The sequence below is a fragment of the Bacillus cereus group sp. N24 genome (assembly GCF_016483345.1).
Lineage (GTDB): Bacteria > Bacillota > Bacilli > Bacillales > Bacillaceae_G > Bacillus_A > Bacillus_A toyonensis.
In genome coordinates this window covers 1-15908 of record NZ_JAEHCA010000052.1, presented here as the reverse complement: position 1 = coordinate 15908, position 15908 = coordinate 1, and the positions used below count along the sequence as shown (strand labels likewise).

Below are 15908 nucleotides of genomic sequence, written 5' to 3'. Positions count from 1 at the left end.
CTTTCTCATTAACATAAGAGAATAGTAACGTGCTTTTAGCTTCAAAAATAGTCTAAATCCTTAAGTTGATGGATGTGTGGTACTACCCCATTGCTATCAAGCTAATATTTTGAAGCATCCCTAAAACAAAAAAATTGTACATTTTCATCTGGAGATGGCAATTTTTTCATTTTGGGATATTTGCTTTTCTTAGATTGATGGGCATGGGGTATCGCCACATCGCTATCAAGCTAAGATCTTACAACGTCAATTATAGTAAAGGTTGTTTCTTTTTTCTAAAGGCTACGTGTAGAGAATTTAAAGATTTGCATACGAAATAAACCCTAATGGGTTTCATTTTTTTAATTTAAGCCGCTTGATTATCAGACATGGTACAATTGTAAACAACACCTAATATATCAAAGACTGTTTTCTTCTTATACCTATGAGATTTTCGCCCGTTTTGCTGTAGGAGGTTGAACAGGCGAATTAGAATCTTTGATAGCTCTTGGATGTCTTTCTGTATAGCTTGGAAAAGAAGAAAAAAATAGTCTTTAATCATATAAATAGCTTTATATTCACTCAATTCTTGTTTCTTTTTTATAAGAAGTAATTTCCGCATTTGAAACATAATAGAGGAACAGAGTAGAATGGCAATCAGTTGCCCATACAAATGGCATTCCAATCGTTCTTGTTTTATCTTTTTACAATGATGAATGCAAAAGAATGATTTCCACGTTTTAAATAAAATTTCGATTTGCCAACGTAAAGAATACCAATCATGTACTTGTCCCATTGGGACAACATCTGTAGGAGTGTTTGTCATATATACATTGATACCACTGAGTCGTTTACTACGAGGAGAATACTTCATTCCTTTCTTTTTTTCTCTTATAGTTTGATCTTGTAATCGTTTTTCTTGTTGTTCTTTTGTTAGTCGATGAACAATCACACGAGTAGGTACTTTATCAGCCATTCCTACATAAGCGTCGGGTATTTCACATGTTTGTCCTGGCTGAAGAGAGTTCATTAACACCTCCATATCTATCTGTATATACTCCGTACCTTTTTTGATTCTTCCATCTCGAAAATAATCAGGATCGGGATTTTTTTGATAAATACGTGTATTCGACTTGATACGAGAGATATAGTAAGCCTTTTTATCCTGTATCTGTTGAAGATCTTTCAAATGAAAATATCCTAAATCTCGAATACATAAATCATTCGCTGTCACAGTTGGGACACACAGAGAACCGTAGGTTCGATCATGTTGTTTACCTGGACCGGTATGAATATGTAAGAACCGTCCACTTAATAAATCATATTCAAGCTGAATTTTCACCCCCGCTGTATGGCTGCAGCCTCCTGCACCTGGATAAACGAATGAAAAGGAATCTGGGAGTTGAAATGCAGTTGAATCTAAAATACGAATACGCTTGAAAACAGAAGTATATGGAGAAGAAATCGGCATAAATGAGACAAATTTTTGGTTTAGTAGTTCAGCTAATACGTGTTGTAAAAGTTGAACGGCGGCTTTATTAAATCGTTGATTCAGTCCCTCGGGACTGATGAGCACTTCTGTTGATGCTTCTAAACGACTAGATAACTGAGTTAAAGAAGTTGTAGCGACATTTTGGCTCATCCATACACATAAAGCGACTAAATCTTTTGCTTGGTACTTACTGGTTCGTTGTACAAAACCAACCTCTCTAGCAAAATCTCGTAAAATATTGGGAGATAAGAAGTTTTGAATTTCTTGAGCAAATAGTTGTAATTCATCAGCTACAGAAATAGACATGCAAAAACGCCATCCTTTCCTATGATTCTACAGAAAGAATAGCGTATTTTTTATTTTAGGTAAATTTTGGTTTTTGTGCTTGATAGCGATGGGGCGTAATTCCTATATCTAGTGAACCGTTTTTATACTTTCCGAACAATAGCCAAATAAATGGATGATGCTATACTTTGAATAAAAAACACAAGCATTACATAATAAATAAAATATTCCTTATCTATTAACTTAAATATTGCTACTAATGCTACTCCAATTAATATACCAACCGTTAGAACAGTATAAGATAGTGACTTAATTTTAAAGATGAACATTTGTCCTCTCTCATCTTGTGACTCCATCCGACGTTCAAACGTAATTTTGTAAATTTCTGCAATGAACACTAATACTACCAACACACAAATAACAATCGTAGCAATATTAACCATTATTCATCCTCCTCATATTTAAATACATCAGTTATCTCTTTCTCAAGCGAATTAGCAATTTTGAAAGCTAAAATCAAAGAAGGGTTATATTTATTTTTTTCTAAAGCTACTATAGTTTGTCGACTGACACCAACTGCATCTGCTAATTGTTGTTGCGTCCATCTTTTTTCAGCTCTTCCTACCGTTATATTATTTTCGAGCATGTTATTCCTCTCTTCTATTACACAGTTATCTCAACTTGATAGTAATATATTTTTTACAAAAAGTAAAGAATATATTACTTTAAACCAAATAACACATTACATGTTTAACTGAAAAAACGTGAAAATTATACGTTATTACATTTATTTGGGATAAAAACCATGAATTCTTTGTACTAAAGATTATTTTGGCTAGAAACCTTGTTACAGTTTTAATAATTTGTTTTTGGTGTAACTTGAAGTGTCCCAAAAATAAAAAGTTTGTACATTTTCATCTGGAGATGTCAATTTTCTCGTTTTGGGGGTATTTGTATTTCTTAGCTTGATAGCGATGTGGCGGTACCCCTAATTGAGATATGGAATTTTTATGCATAATGTTCATGTAAAAGGAAAAGCTAACTTATATTCTTTTAAAGTTGGTGGCCTTGAGATGCGATCTAATCCATATCATAGAAGTCTTACTCTGTTAGAACTAGCAACTTTGGTTATATGTAATATTTGTGGGATTGGTTTACTTTCGTTACCCAATACTATTGCAAGTGGGACCTTGTTTGCGGATGGCTGGGTTATATTGTTGGGTTCAGGTCTTGTAGTTGTTATCCTTGGCTGGATTTCTACAAAATTATCTACCTATTATCCACAAATGTCCTTTTATGAATACACAAGTACATTAGTTTCAAGACCTGTGGCATTTCTTTTTTCGATTATAGCTATATGTATTTATCTTTGTATCGCCGCTTATGAAATAAGAAGTATTTCTGTCATAGTAAATCTGTATTTAATGGAAAATACAGATTTTAAAATTATTGCTTTTTGTTTTGTATTGGTTCTTTCCTATGGTTTATGTGGATCAAGAATGGCTTTAGTACAATTTTGCATTTTAGGTTTATATGTTGTTATAGTATCGCTTATTATATCATTCATGTTGAATATAAATAATATTGATATCACTCATCTATTTCCGATTTTAAAAACACCACCAATGGGTTATATCCATGGCTTAAAAAAATCTGGTTTTGCTTTCTTAGGATTTGAGGTTGTATTATATTATAGCTTCTTAATCAGTAACCCTAAAAAAGCACCAATATATGTAGTAAATGCGTTGTTAGTAGTAGTACTGTTATACACAATTACTTATTTAATTTGTATATGTGTTTTTTCTCAATCTGTTGTTCAAGAGTTGGTGTATCCGGTTTTAGAATTAGGAAAAGAAGTAGAGATTGGAGAATTTTTAGAAAGATTTGATGCCTTTTTTTTTATGACTTGGATTATTACCATTTTCTCTACTACTATAATCTATATGGATATGATGGTGATTGTGTTAACATCTGTATTTAAGAAGACAAAGAAACAAACCTTTATTTTTATTTTAATGCCCCTTGTATATATGATTTCTATATTCCCAAATGGTCAAGAAGCGGTAAGTCACTTTGGAAATATGGCTACAACAGTTAATTTCTTCTATATTTTGATTATCCCGCCGATATTACTATTAATTACTTTTGTAAAAAAAAAGAAGAGTCGAAGGCGTACGAATTAAGGATAATGTTAGTGAGCTAATAGGCCTCACATATCCAAAAAAGAAAATTGTACGTTTAACACAATTTAACTGATACATTGTATGTTAAGCGCAAAGTTTGTTACAAAAAAATTAGCTTTTTAAAAAAAATCCCAATATAAGGGGTCTCTTTTTAGTGAGTTAGTCTTAGATAAAGAAATTGTGCTTCTTTATTTGTTACAGATAAACTAATTGATGTCTGCACTACAGCATTTATTGATATTATTAATAGAACAAACATGAATATCAAAAAACATTTTGGAGTATCATTATTCTTTTTTATGAAAGATATTAAGAGAATTAAAAGTAATATAATCAAATATGCTATTGATACATACAATTCTAAATTTTGTTGGCTTAATTTGTTAACGGCATTTCGAAAATCTTCTAAGTTCAACTCATTTTCCTTTATAATCGAATTAGAAGTTTTATAACCAATTCTCCACGTATAATTGTTGTTTTCTTTATCTACAATATAATAATAATTACGCACTTCTTTTCTGGTAATAATTTCTCCATTTGCTAAAGCCTTCGAACTAGGAATAATTATCCCTATAAGGCATAGCACAATAATTAATTTACTCTTCATATTTTAGTCTCCGACATTTAATGTATTTTCATATTCTTTTATTACTTTGTTAATAGTCCTTTTCGGGGGATGGGCAAAGTTATCCTATTTCCTGTTGCAGAATCCTTATTAAAAGGATTCCTTTTTTTGTATCAAAAATCTACAAAGAAAAAAGATAAGATCGGGAACACAATCTTATCTTTATCACAAGGAGTAAACAAAAGGAATAACCATCATATTTTTATAATACTTCAATTTTTGTAAATTTTAAATATTACAACCAAAATTAACAAGTATATCTATATTGAGAAATTTATTACAAAACAAACTAAAAATGATGGAAAAATCGAAAGTAAACTTTTAGCCAGTAGTTTACTTTCAAATCACTGACAACGGTCGTTTTGGGTACTTTCCTTAATGGGGTACCGAAACGATTTAGGGAATGAGGGGCCAATCTGGGGTTAAATTACAATTTCAAAATTTAAACAAAATTCGAAAGTAGAATTTTATAATGTTTATTTAGTGAAAACGAGTTTTACAAAAGTATGAAAATAGCAAATTGATACGAACCAGCTGTATTATTTCCATTATCACAAAAAGAACTTGTAGTAATTTCTACAAGTTCTTTTTGTTTTTTTATTCTGTAGGGTCGCTAGTATTACCTGCTTTATCAGTAATACGATAATATAAGGGAATTAGTGGTTGATTATTGGGGGTTAAAAGACTTACGACCAATTGCACCTTTAGCTGAAAAAGCAAGAATTGAGATTTTGGAATACCACACAAGATTGAAAAAAATACGGGATCGGTTTGGTCGTTTTCAAGGGAAAACTAATCTACATTAATAAGTAGAGATTTCAGAATATAAGCGGGGAAATTCCCCTTCCCTTTATGGGAAATCTGACACACTCCCTATTGTTTTGGGGATGTTTTTTACTTAATTTAATTTTTTATTAAAAAGTTGTTGACGATAAAAATAATTTTATGATATTATAAAATATTTGATAAAAAACAACATATGTGTTAAGGTTAAGAAGGTTACCATATATGGAGGTGGATTATATGTTTCAAATTGGCGATAACATTGTTTATCCAATGCACGGAGCAGGTATAATTGAAGCCATAGAAGAAAAAGAATTCTCAGGAAAAAAACAACAGTATTATGTTATAAAAATGTCAATCAGTAATATGCAAGTCATGATTCCTATGGGTAAAATACTAAGTTCGAGTATACGCCCAGTTACTGATATACTTGCATTAAAACACATTATGCACATTTTTCAGCATGGAGAATCAGATAAATTATTGCCGTGGAAACAAAGGTATAAAGTGAACACGGACAAAATAAAAACGGGTGAAATACAAGATGGTGCTGAAGTTGTACGTGATTTAATGCGTATGAAGAAAGAAAAGGCACTGAATACAAGCGAAAAAAAAATGTTGGATAACGCACATGAATTTTTGATTAGTGAACTAGGATTAATTAAAGGGATCACTGAAAATCAAATAAAAAGTTTCTGTTAAGATTCATTATAGATAATGTATTACATCCCCCGAAAATATCCTGAATTTTTCGGGAATATGATGATTATTAAAAGTAAATCATTTCAAAGACATTCAACTTCTTCAACTCACTTTTAGAGTAGGAACCTCTTTTGTTATTACTTCAATCTTATCCATTTTTATTTTTAAATTTCTTTTACGAACGTTCAAAGTTTCATCAAATAACTCGATTAAATAGTCACTTGATTTTTGCAATCCTGATTCACACTGGCACGGACAAGGATCCGTAAGGATGAAAGAGAGGTAGGGCTTTCATTGTTTTAGGTAATATATTATCTAAGTCATTATTTCTAGAAGAAAAAACAATCAATCTCACCGCTATCTCTTTAAGAGTTCCTTATATCTACTGAGACAGTGAATAGTAATTGTTTATCTTCTTTACGTAAAATTGATAAACGAACTGGTAACACCATATGGTCAACTACAAAAAAATGGTTTCCAGACCAGGAAACCATTTTTAATCTTATTTACATAACAATAGTAAATGAAGCAGTAAGAAGGAGTGCACACATGAAAAAAATGTTAACAAAAGAATTAAGTAATGAATTAAAGAAGCGAGAAGGGATTATTTCTATTACAGTTGAGCCTTATGAAAAAATCGAAGTTGGTGGAATTCGTGTAGATGGACCAGCTGTGATTCTAATTAATCAAGAATAGCTAAAAATAGTTGAATGAACGAAGAAAAGGATCAGCCTTTACGAGAAAGGAAGATCCTTTTTGTTTGCTACAGCTAATATGGGATATACGTAACTTTTATCTGATGTGTTGGGGTTAAAAGGAAGGAGAGGGTCGGGATTATCATGGTGGAAAGCTTAATATTGGTAGGATTTCTTTTTACGTTATATAAATTAGTTGATAAAAAAATAAACTAATTATTTAAAACGATATATTGTTTCCTTTTTAAGAGCAAGATTTATTTGAGAGTGAAACGGATAATTTAAAGGAGGAATTTAGATGGATGCAAGGAAAGAGCGCATAAAATACGAGAAGATATCAAAGAATTATGATCGTATTTATTCAGTTTCGTTTATCCTATTAATTATACTTGTTTGTAGTAGTGTGATTATCATAGGAGCTACAGGAGGAAAATATGGAGTGTATTTATTGTTAGCAATTTTACTTAATGCACGTATTACGAAAGAATCTCAAAAAAAGTATGAGCACTATTCTAATAAAGGGCGTATTTAAAATCATACATATCCTAAAAGGAACAACCTAGATGTACATTCAAAATATCCGTATATCATCATCTATTAACTAGTAAAAGTAACTTTATATAAATAATTTTTAGCAATTTAGAAATAGAAACCGTACCTTATTAAAATGTTATTTCCGTTCCTATAATGAATTATCCTTCTAGCATATTTATAAGATTTATATCATATATTAGGAGAAAGAATGCAAATTAGAAAGGAGTCTTATAGAATGAGTTATTCGGAAGGAAATGACTTGAGTGAACAACATATGGTAAGTACACCTAATCCCTACGTATATCAGACATTACAATCAGTAATTGGTAAATATGTGGTTATTGAAACTGTAAGAGGTAATGTAAGAGGAAAGTTAAAGGATGTGAAACCAGATCATTTGCTTATTGAATATACGGTACCGTATATTGTACGAATTCAACAAATTGTATGGATTATGCCAAAACAATGATTAAATTACATCTAATTTGATTTATAACAAATTGGTTTCATAGACGTCCAAATAAAAACACAGGGTTTTATCTCTGTGTTTCTTCAAATTTTCTTTTTTGAATATATGCTTGAGCATGAATAATTTCTTTCTGAAGTTCTTTTAATTCTTCCGTAGATCCTAATTCAATCCTCATGTACGTAGTAACTAGACTAATCATCATATCCATCTTCTCTACTATATTTTGAATGACCTGTTCAGATTGCTCTTTTTTAGGGTGTTGTATTGCTATTAATACATTTTCTATATAATTGTTCTTTCTTTGTTGGATATCATAAATAAACTGTTTTGTGTTTGAGTTCATTTGTTTTCCCTCCGTTTTGGATATATTTTTATTCTATCATATTTGAATAGAAAATATGATAGAATGGACCGTTCTTACTTGCAACGTTCATCGGTCAAAGGGATTGTCACAAGTGATTTTGGTGAAGAACTCAATTATAAATAGGATGAAGTTAAGAGGTAGGTGAAAAGAGCGATTCTAAACCGAGTCACTCTTTTGTTGTATAATTTTTAAATCTTAATAGATTAAATGTATTGTAAAGAAGAACAAAGTGATAGTGAACGCAATAAATTTTTACCATTTTGTTTAGGAGGTGTTACTGTGAAAAATATAGAAATTGAAATAGTTAGATCTGGGAGTCGTCAGGATTTAAAAATGGACTTAGATAAAGTTGTAAAAAAGTTTCGTTCAAAAGGTTTAGAGGTTGTAGTACAATATCGAACACAAGCAATTGTAAATGGAATTGAATATTCAGCTTCAATCATTGGGTGTAAATCAGAATGATAAGGGGAAACGTAAGGGGGAGTGAAAATGATAATAAGTATTATAGCGGGAGTATTTCACTTCAGTTATTATTGTAATTATCGTTACGACTTTAATTGCACCTCGATTGTTAAAGTATTTAATACAAGGAGAATTTTAAAAAAGCAATTAATGAGTGAGGTCAGATTTTAGTTATTTTGTATATAAGCTGTCCATATGGGTAGTTTATTGTATTTTTGCTTAGCGTGGTTTTTTTTCGAAATGCTGGCGATACCTCTCATAATAAAATGAAAATAAACTTTTGAATATTAGTTTACTTTTGTTTTTAATTCCCCAATAAATATTAAATTAACTATTTGTGGTAAAATATGTATATGATATTCAAAAAATAATAACAGAAAGAAAACTTAATGGAAAGCTCGCATCAATTGGATCCTTACTACCCAATTGATGCGAGCTAAGCGAATAAAAAAGCAGTACCACCGCTATAAAAGTGTTGGTACTGCCATATAGAGTGACAAGTGTTTTGTTAATTAAAACGTACTTGCTACTTTAATCGCTTTTTCAAGCCCTGCAGCAACAATTTCTTCTGCTTTATCAGGGAATTGATTGTGGCCCTCAATCACGACTTTCTCCATATCTTTTACACCAAAGAAGCTCATCATACTTGCTACATATTTAACAGCCATTTCCATTGGGGCTTTTGGTCCTTCAGAATATACACCGCCACTTGCGTTTAATAATGCAATTTTCTTATTTCCAATAAGACCTACTGGACCTTCTGACGTATATTTAAATGTTTTTCCCGCGCGGTTTAAGTAATCAATATAAGTGTGTAGTACAGCTGGGATTGTTAAATTCCATAATGGGAAACAAAAAACAACTTTATCAGCTGCAAGGAATTGATCTAAATATTTATCAGCAATAGCTACAGCCGTTGCTTCTTCTGCTGTTAAATCAAATCCTCTACCAGACTTAAATGTACCGTTAATCATATCTACTCCTACATATGGCAATTCCTCATTGTATAAATCAAGCTCTACCACTGTATCATTTGGATGTGATTCTTTATAAGTTGCTAAAAATGCATAATATAATTTCACACTCACTGATTGATCTGCTGGACGGTTGTTTGCTTTTACAAATAAAACTGTTGTCATTCTCTTCTCCTCCTGTTACTCACTTTTACGTTGTTCTATATTTACCCAGTAAAAATGGGTATCCCATTTCTTTTATAATAAAAAACAATGTGGTCAACTTTATTGACTATGTTCCGTATAGTACAATAAAAATCGAATAAAGTCAACTCGATTGACTTTATTTGGTTTTATATATGAATCATCAAGTATTTATAGCATTAACAATCTCCGTATACATTACAGTCCAGCTAACTCATTCTCTTTACCCTTTTCTAATTCTTGATCAATCGCCTTTGCTAATCTTTCTTTGCTAGTAAATCCTTGAATGGCTTCGTCACCAATAATGAACGTTGGAACAGCCATAATTTGAGCTTCTTGATGGGCATGTCTTAGAGCTTCTTGATGCATTTTTCGGTACTTTCGTGATACTAATGCTTCTTTAAATGCAACCTGAGAAAGTCCCACTTCCACCGCTAATTTTGTTAGCACTTCGATGTCTTCAATATTTTGTTCCTCTTGGAAATGTGCAATAAACACTCTATGGTGAAACTCATTTCCTTTTCCAAGTTCCTTTGCAAATTGATAACCTTCAAACGCAAGATGTGTATACGAACGAAAATGTGGTAACTTTATTTCTAATCCTAATTTTTCAGCAGTAGGATAAATAAATGAATCCCAAGCTGCCATTACACGAGTTTGTGTCCGTGGATCAATTTTCGGAGATGGACTAGGACGCAATTCAAATGGCCTCCATTCTACTTCTACATCTTTTTCCTTTACAACCTCATTCAAAGGACCTGTTGCTAAAATACAAAATGCGCATACAAAATCAGAATAAACTTTAATTTTTATAGTCATATATACCTTTCCTCACTTTTTTTCACCCAGATGTAACACGTTAAGTTACATCTGGGTGAAAAAATATATGCTTACATTGTATCCGCATACTTACGGCGAAAAATTTATTTACTAATAATGTAACGGGATTGTTCCATTCTTATACTCTCTAAATACTTGACCTATGATTTATTGTGCTTAGATTACAATAAACTCTAAAACAATTTGTAGATTTGCTCCTATAGGAGAATCAAGATTCGGTTTTTCATAGAAATGAAACAACTCTTTTGCTTCTACAACATCCCCCGCGCAGTATACGTCTAATTAAGTATCTACACTGTTTTTAGAAAAAGAAAAAAGTTTCTTTTGAAACTCATCTTTCCTAACCTTAGTTTGATAACAATGGTATACCGGCAACAAAATAGAAAAACTCGAATGTTTTTTTCATCATTATTTTAACATCGATTTAAATTATATTGCCTGGAATCATCTATAACGGCATGAAACCTATAGCATTTCTTATATAGATTTATTTCATATGGGTTTTCCCATTTTGCGAGCGATATACCTATCATGAATACAAATTTATCTTGGTTCAATAACAATGTGGTAAAACATCATCCTTACAATATCTTTTTAAAACTGTACTCCATGTCCCCACCTAGAGCTTCAGGTGTATCACCAGTTTCTCTGAAATCATGTGTATGAATTTGTTCGAACGGACCAAAATCTGTTTGTTTATAAAATTCATAGCAAGGGAATCCATCATGTTTACCTTCAATATCAACAGTACCATCTTTTTTGACATGCACAATTAAAAGATAGTCAACAGTAGGTGCATTTATATTTAATGGATTGCTAGCACTTGCACTCATTTGAAACTTGACGTCATCAGAAGCCCATTCAATATCAGTGCATACAATACGTTCTGTACTAGCTTTTCCTGTTTTTTTATTGACGACACCATCTGAATTTGTAACTCTTTCCGTTGTTATACCCGTATTCCCATATGTGAAAATTTCTTTTTTATGAAAATCTACAACTACTTCTTGTTCAACTCTAGAACGCATAGCGTTTACAGTATAAGGGGTAAATTCACGTGAGTCACCTTCGAATTCGATTAAGTTTCCCTTTTGTTTATCTTCCTTAGGTCCAGTCCAACCTATTGCAGTCCAAGACATTGGAATGAATACACTTGCTCTAATTTTAACGATATTAGTCATGAGAAGCACCTCTGTAATTTTAATTTTATTTTGGATAATACATAACCTTTAATCATTGAGCAAAACAGGCCACAATTTCTTTAGAACAATCAATTGTTTTCCATTTATACTAGCTACCGCTTGTAAAGTGTGATACTCTTCTGATTCATATTTATATTTAAATTGTCTTTTTAAAACTGTATTCCATCTCTCCAGCTAGCGCCGCTGGAGTGTCACCAGTTTCTCTGTAATCATGTGTATAGATTAATTCAAATCGACCAAAATCCGTTTGCTTATAAAATTCATAGCAAGGGAACCCATCATGAGAACCTTCAATATGCAAAGCTCCACTTTTGTTAACACGTATAGTTAATAAATAGTCAGCCGCAGGTGCTGCTGTATTTAAAGGATTGTTAGCACTTGCCTTCATTTCAAAAGAGACTTCATCAGCGCCCCACAAAACATTCGTACATACAATGTTTTGTGTATCTGTTTTTCCTTTTTTATGCTCAATAGAACCATCTGGATTTGTAATTTTTACAGTTGTAATACAAGCATCTGCAAATGTGAAAATTTCTTTTTTATAAAAATCAATAATTACTTCTTGCTCTAATCTTGACCGCATTGTGTTTACAGCATATGGTGTAAATTCACGTGCATCACCAGTATATTCGAATACTCTTCCTGTTGAAGAATCTTTAATAGGTGCCAACCAAGCATATGGTGCAAATACACTACCTCTAATTTTAACGATATTAGCCATGAGAAACCTCCATAATTTATTAATTTTTATTTTGGTGAATCCTATTTCTTTCATAATCATAATATAGCCAATTCAATTGACTATATTATGCATAGTGCAATGGAATCTAACATAGTCAACATAATTGACTATGTTATGCATAGTACAATGGAATTCCAACAAAGTCAACCTGGTTGACTTTGTTGGAGGAGGTTTTATATATGAATCATCAAGTATGTAATGAATTGGATCTTACATCGCTTTTGTCATTATCCTTTAGTACATCGATTAATGAACTACATGACAGATTGAGTGAATTGGAATTTGAAGACATTAGACCTGTACATGATTTTATGTTTAAATGCATCACTCCTAGTGGAGCAACAGGTATAGAACTAGCCGAATATTTAGGAATTACAAAGCAAGCTGTGAGTAAAATGGTGGATTATCTTGAGAAAAGTTGTTATGTAATGCGCCAAACTCATCCCACTGATAAGAGAGGGAATATTATTGTTTTGACTGAACGAGGGTGGTTAGTAGTGCAAGCAAAAGAGGAGATACTAGCTGAGATTGAGGGGAGATGGATTGAAAACATAGGTGCAGAAAGAATGCAAATGCTCAAAGAGGATTTAACAAAATTAGTATATGAAGCAAATGAAGGTAAATTGTCATCGTGGTTAAGACCTGTCTGGTAAGAATAAAGTCTATAAAGGGGATCAACCAAACATTCATTAACTTACGAAACAGATGATTCCCAAAATGATAAAAATCCGTATTTGTCTGTCAATAGTGCAAAAAATTGTTTAGTGATGAATTAGGTAAAAGTTAAGTAGAAGCTTAGAGATTTGTTAAAAAAATATTTAAAAATCTTTAGCAACTTCTTTAGCTCTAAGAATAGCCTTTTTCTTCATTTCTTGTGCCTTTTCTGGAAACTTGTTGTGGCCCTCAATAAATATTCCTTCAAAGGAGGAAGTACCGAAAAATTCCATCATAACTTCTAAATAAAGATGACCCATTTCTCTATAAGCTTCTGACCCTTCAGAGTAAATATCACCGCGTGCTTGAATGTGTAAGGCTTTTTTCCCTGTCAGTAATCCTATTGATCCTTCTTTTGAATATTTAAATGTTTTTCCTGAAACAGCCACAGCGTCCAAATATGTTTTCAAAATGGCTGGAATAACAACCGATTAACGTACTGCAATTTCCCTACCCATTTCTATATTTGTATAAAAATTGCAAATAAATAATATATGATTTTCATAAAAGAATATAGTGATATTTTGTCATGAGTTGTACTATTTTGATATTTTATAGTAATATTTTGTCGTGAGTTATACCTGACGGCAAATAATTTATGAATCTATAAAGGAATAATGTGAAAATTTATCATTTAACCCAATTAAAAGGAGAATGTAATGAATAATTCCATCGACATACAACACTTGTGTGATCTCGCACATAAAGCCTTTAATGTACCTGTTCACATTTTATCTACAGACAAAAAAATCTTATATCATTCTATTTCTGATGATGTTTGTAGTCCATTTTATTCTTCTAAAGAAGAACATCTTAGTGACATTTATCAAGGAAATGATCCCAATAACTTCCCACTTTTCAGATGTAACAGTTATCTTGAAAATTTCGTCCTAATTCATATAGCAAATCATGATTGTGTAAAAGGGACTATTATAATCGGTCCCACTATACATCCAAAGAGCTCAGATGATATAACCTTTAACATCCGGAAAGAATTTAACTCAAGTAATAAAATTCAAGAAAGACTAGCCTATTATCAGTGCCTACCTGAGATTAAAAAAACTACTTTAATTGATATCGGAATCTTATTACATTACATGATTTTCAATGAAAAGTTAGATGTAGATATCGTTTTAGAAAAAAATAAATTGCTAGAGGAAGTTCCCTATAAAATTGTGAAACCTGATTTATATATTTTAAAACGCCGACAAAATAATCCTGAAACTCACAACAGGGCATTTGTACATAATTATTTTTTAGCAATCAAAGAAGGAAATAAAGAAAAATTATTACAATATATGTATGCTGTTCCAAAAGAAGGTGATGGGATTATTTTAGCAGCAGATCCACTCAGAAACCAAAAGGTTCTTGGAATTATTGCGATTACTCTAGCTACTCGATATGCGATAGATGGTAACCTTCCATCAGATATTGCTTTTTCTCTTAGTCTTTTGTATATACAAACCATGGAACAACTAGATAACGTAGACTCTGTAAAGCGATTGTCAGGAGACGCTTTACGTACTTTTGCAGATCGTGTGAAAGAATACAATGCGCAAAAGTATTCAAAAACGATTACTGCATGCCTGAATCATATTAGAAAAAATGTTTACAATGAAATATCTCTCAATGAACTCGCTGATCATTTGGCGATTACCCCTACTTATTTATCTAAATTATTTAAAAAAGAAGTGGGAATTCCTTTAAGTGAATATATTCAAAGGGAACGAGTAGAAGAAGCAAAAAAATTATTAACACTAACTACATATCCATTATTAGATATTTGCACTTTACTTAACTTTCATGACCAAAGTTATTTTATAAAGGTTTTTAAAAAAATTACAAACATGACTCCTAGACAGTATCGTGAAAAATATACCGTAATATAAGCTTGGTATCTGTTTCTGGTGCAGAAACTTTAATATACGTGTAAGTAATCTCTAAAACTTGAGCATACTGTTTCTATTACTCTAGAAAGGGTACGTTATTTTGTGAAAATGATGGAGAAACGGGGTTTATCCATTTCTTATACAACTATTATGCGTTGCGTTCATCAGTATGGTTCTGAATTGGACAAATGAATCTGATTTCACCTCAAACCAATGACTCTTGAAGAGTCCATGAAACATATATCAAAGTAAAATGGCAATGGATATATTTATATCATGGTGTTAATTTGAAAGGAAACACAAAACATTTTTTTAAGCAAAACAAGAAACCAGAAGGTTGCAAAGCGCTTTTTCAAGAAAGCTTTGCGGCCTTTTCATGTTTCAATACTTCTTGTTATAACGGATCGATAAGAATCCATCTTATTATCTTCATGTCAAGTACTGAGGTGGTTAGAATGAATTGTATTTCAGAGGTTTTTTTATGACTATATAAAGATGTTTTTAAATAATATGGAAAATTAATTATTTATTAACAGTAATATCGGGAATTATTCCATAAAACTTAATAATATATCATATATTACTTCATATATCCACATTTCATGCAATTATGTATACCTAAATAAAGGTAAAAAAGTATAAGTAATACCATTAAATTATTCTATAAATGTTTTTCTAAAATACAAACTACCCCCTTCTAAATTAATATAGTTATTTTTTTATTAAATATATTAAGTTATAATCATTATAATTAATACCTGTCTCTTATACACATCTGACGCTGCCGACGA

17 protein-coding genes and 3 pseudogenes are annotated in these 15908 nt (G+C 31.4%); 10 read left to right on the top strand and 10 right to left on the bottom strand.

Translation table 11 applies throughout. The features are described from left to right. Positions 1-346 precede the first annotated feature (346 nt). From JDS95_RS29670 to JDS95_RS29660, 3 genes are all read right to left on the bottom strand, one after another. Positions 347-1777: an IS4 family transposase gene (locus JDS95_RS29670; protein WP_199647713.1), complete on the bottom strand. Its 1431-nt coding sequence runs from the start codon at positions 1775-1777 to the stop codon at positions 347-349. 122 nt (positions 1778-1899) lie between these two features. Then, a complete protein-coding gene (locus JDS95_RS29665; RefSeq protein WP_199647712.1) occupies positions 1900-2199 on the bottom strand; it encodes a hypothetical protein in 300 nt (99 codons plus the stop codon). Beyond that, the gene (locus JDS95_RS29660; RefSeq protein ID WP_199647711.1) at positions 2199-2402 is read right to left on the bottom strand and encodes a helix-turn-helix transcriptional regulator; all 204 of its coding nucleotides are present in this window, start codon (positions 2400-2402) and stop codon (positions 2199-2201) included. Before JDS95_RS29660 ends, JDS95_RS29665 begins: the two co-directional genes overlap by 1 nt. 346 nt (positions 2403-2748) lie before the next feature. Between JDS95_RS29660 and JDS95_RS29655 the strand changes: the two genes are divergently transcribed. Beyond that, complete coding sequence (locus JDS95_RS29655) at positions 2749-3939, top strand: GerAB/ArcD/ProY family transporter (RefSeq protein WP_001268818.1); 1191 nt, start codon at positions 2749-2751, stop codon at positions 3937-3939. Positions 3940-4090: 151 nt separating this feature from the next. Here JDS95_RS29655 and JDS95_RS29650 read toward each other — a convergent pair whose 3' ends face one another. After that, entirely contained in the window at positions 4091-4546 is a 456-nt protein-coding gene (locus JDS95_RS29650; RefSeq protein WP_000837514.1) for a hypothetical protein, read from the bottom strand. A gap of 674 nt (positions 4547-5220) precedes the next feature. Between JDS95_RS29650 and JDS95_RS29645 the strand changes: the two are divergent. From JDS95_RS29645 to JDS95_RS29625, 5 genes and pseudogenes are all read left to right on the top strand, one after another. Further along, positions 5221-5370, top strand: a pseudogene (locus JDS95_RS29645) (acyl-ACP desaturase); the annotation flags it as partial. A 217-nt stretch (positions 5371-5587) separates the two neighbouring features. After that, positions 5588-6049 (top strand): CarD family transcriptional regulator, encoded by a 462-nt coding sequence (locus JDS95_RS29640; protein ID WP_000486314.1) that lies wholly within the window; start codon positions 5588-5590, stop codon positions 6047-6049. 549 nt (positions 6050-6598) lie between these two features. After that, a complete protein-coding gene (locus JDS95_RS29635; RefSeq protein ID WP_000738547.1) occupies positions 6599-6745 on the top strand; it encodes a BC1881 family protein in 147 nt (48 codons plus the stop codon). A 297-nt stretch (positions 6746-7042) separates the two neighbouring features. Then, positions 7043-7276, top strand: coding sequence for a hypothetical protein (locus JDS95_RS29630; RefSeq protein ID WP_000340028.1), 234 nt, complete (start codon positions 7043-7045; stop codon positions 7274-7276). Between the two features lie 237 nt (positions 7277-7513). Next, positions 7514-7747, top strand: coding sequence for a YuzF family protein (locus JDS95_RS29625; RefSeq protein WP_000122225.1), 234 nt, complete (start codon positions 7514-7516; stop codon positions 7745-7747). Between the two features lie 67 nt (positions 7748-7814). On the opposite strand, the gene JDS95_RS29620 is transcribed toward JDS95_RS29625, so the two are convergent. Next, a complete protein-coding gene (locus JDS95_RS29620; protein WP_001087722.1) occupies positions 7815-8090 on the bottom strand; it encodes a hypothetical protein in 276 nt (91 codons plus the stop codon). Positions 8091-8390: 300 nt separating this feature from the next. Here JDS95_RS29620 and JDS95_RS29615 point away from each other — a divergent pair, with 300 nt between their 5' ends. Next, a complete protein-coding gene (locus JDS95_RS29615) occupies positions 8391-8573 on the top strand; it encodes a hypothetical protein (protein ID WP_000789092.1) in 183 nt (60 codons plus the stop codon). Between the two features lie 512 nt (positions 8574-9085). Here JDS95_RS29615 and JDS95_RS29610 read toward each other — a convergent pair. The 4 genes from JDS95_RS29610 to JDS95_RS29595 all read right to left on the bottom strand — a co-directional run bounded on the left by JDS95_RS29610 (position 9086) and on the right by JDS95_RS29595 (position 12493). After that, entirely contained in the window at positions 9086-9712 is a 627-nt protein-coding gene (locus tag JDS95_RS29610) for an FMN-dependent NADH-azoreductase (protein WP_000214302.1), read from the bottom strand. 216 nt (positions 9713-9928) lie between these two features. Beyond that, the gene (locus tag JDS95_RS29605) at positions 9929-10549 is read right to left on the bottom strand and encodes a DsbA family oxidoreductase (protein ID WP_002046523.1); all 621 of its coding nucleotides are present in this window, start codon (positions 10547-10549) and stop codon (positions 9929-9931) included. A gap of 602 nt (positions 10550-11151) precedes the next feature. After that, positions 11152-11751 (bottom strand): DUF3238 domain-containing protein, encoded by a 600-nt coding sequence (locus JDS95_RS29600; protein WP_000182099.1) that lies wholly within the window; start codon positions 11749-11751, stop codon positions 11152-11154. A 157-nt stretch (positions 11752-11908) separates the two neighbouring features. Further along, positions 11909-12493 (bottom strand): DUF3238 domain-containing protein, encoded by a 585-nt coding sequence (locus JDS95_RS29595; protein WP_001284288.1) that lies wholly within the window; start codon positions 12491-12493, stop codon positions 11909-11911. Positions 12494-12693: 200 nt separating this feature from the next. Between JDS95_RS29595 and JDS95_RS29590 the strand changes: the two genes are divergently transcribed. Then, the gene (locus JDS95_RS29590; protein WP_001016483.1) at positions 12694-13167 is read left to right on the top strand and encodes a MarR family winged helix-turn-helix transcriptional regulator; all 474 of its coding nucleotides are present in this window, start codon (positions 12694-12696) and stop codon (positions 13165-13167) included. 165 nt (positions 13168-13332) lie between these two features. Here JDS95_RS29590 and JDS95_RS29585 read toward each other — a convergent pair. Then, positions 13333-13647: pseudogene (locus JDS95_RS29585) on the bottom strand (NAD(P)H-dependent oxidoreductase); the annotation flags it as partial. Positions 13648-13887: 240 nt separating this feature from the next. Between JDS95_RS29585 and JDS95_RS29580 the strand changes: the two are divergent. Then, positions 13888-15117, top strand: coding sequence for a helix-turn-helix domain-containing protein (locus JDS95_RS29580; RefSeq protein WP_001065622.1), 1230 nt, complete (start codon positions 13888-13890; stop codon positions 15115-15117). 93 nt (positions 15118-15210) lie between these two features. Continuing rightward, positions 15211-15541 (top strand): annotated as a pseudogene (locus tag JDS95_RS31425) (DDE-type integrase/transposase/recombinase); the annotation flags it as partial. Positions 15542-15908 lie beyond the last annotated feature (367 nt).

Excerpts from the sequence above, each read along its gene's own strand:
- JDS95_RS29610 (WP_000214302.1), bottom strand. The coding sequence starts at position 9,712 with ATGACAACAGTTTTATTTGTAAAAGCAAACAACCGTCCAGCAGATCAA.
- JDS95_RS29665 (WP_199647712.1), bottom strand. The coding sequence starts at position 2,199 with ATGGTTAATATTGCTACGATTGTTATTTGTGTGTTGGTAGTATTAGTG.
- JDS95_RS29625 (WP_000122225.1), top strand. The coding sequence starts at position 7,514 with ATGAGTTATTCGGAAGGAAATGACTTGAGTGAACAACATATGGTAAGT.
- JDS95_RS29600 (WP_000182099.1), bottom strand. The coding sequence starts at position 11,751 with ATGACTAATATCGTTAAAATTAGAGCAAGTGTATTCATTCCAATGTCT.
- JDS95_RS29650 (WP_000837514.1), bottom strand. The coding sequence starts at position 4,546 with ATGAAGAGTAAATTAATTATTGTGCTATGCCTTATAGGGATAATTATT.
- JDS95_RS29605 (WP_002046523.1), bottom strand. The coding sequence starts at position 10,549 with ATGACTATAAAAATTAAAGTTTATTCTGATTTTGTATGCGCATTTTGT.
- JDS95_RS29580 (WP_001065622.1), top strand. The coding sequence starts at position 13,888 with ATGAATAATTCCATCGACATACAACACTTGTGTGATCTCGCACATAAA.
- JDS95_RS29590 (WP_001016483.1), top strand. The coding sequence starts at position 12,694 with ATGAATCATCAAGTATGTAATGAATTGGATCTTACATCGCTTTTGTCA.
- JDS95_RS29660 (WP_199647711.1), bottom strand. The coding sequence starts at position 2,402 with ATGCTCGAAAATAATATAACGGTAGGAAGAGCTGAAAAAAGATGGACG.
- JDS95_RS29620 (WP_001087722.1), bottom strand. The coding sequence starts at position 8,090 with ATGAACTCAAACACAAAACAGTTTATTTATGATATCCAACAAAGAAAG.
- JDS95_RS29670 (WP_199647713.1), bottom strand. The coding sequence starts at position 1,777 with ATGTCTATTTCTGTAGCTGATGAATTACAACTATTTGCTCAAGAAATT.
- JDS95_RS29635 (WP_000738547.1), top strand. The coding sequence starts at position 6,599 with ATGAAAAAAATGTTAACAAAAGAATTAAGTAATGAATTAAAGAAGCGA.
- JDS95_RS29595 (WP_001284288.1), bottom strand. The coding sequence starts at position 12,493 with ATGGCTAATATCGTTAAAATTAGAGGTAGTGTATTTGCACCATATGCT.
- JDS95_RS29640 (WP_000486314.1), top strand. The coding sequence starts at position 5,588 with ATGTTTCAAATTGGCGATAACATTGTTTATCCAATGCACGGAGCAGGT.
- JDS95_RS29630 (WP_000340028.1), top strand. The coding sequence starts at position 7,043 with ATGGATGCAAGGAAAGAGCGCATAAAATACGAGAAGATATCAAAGAAT.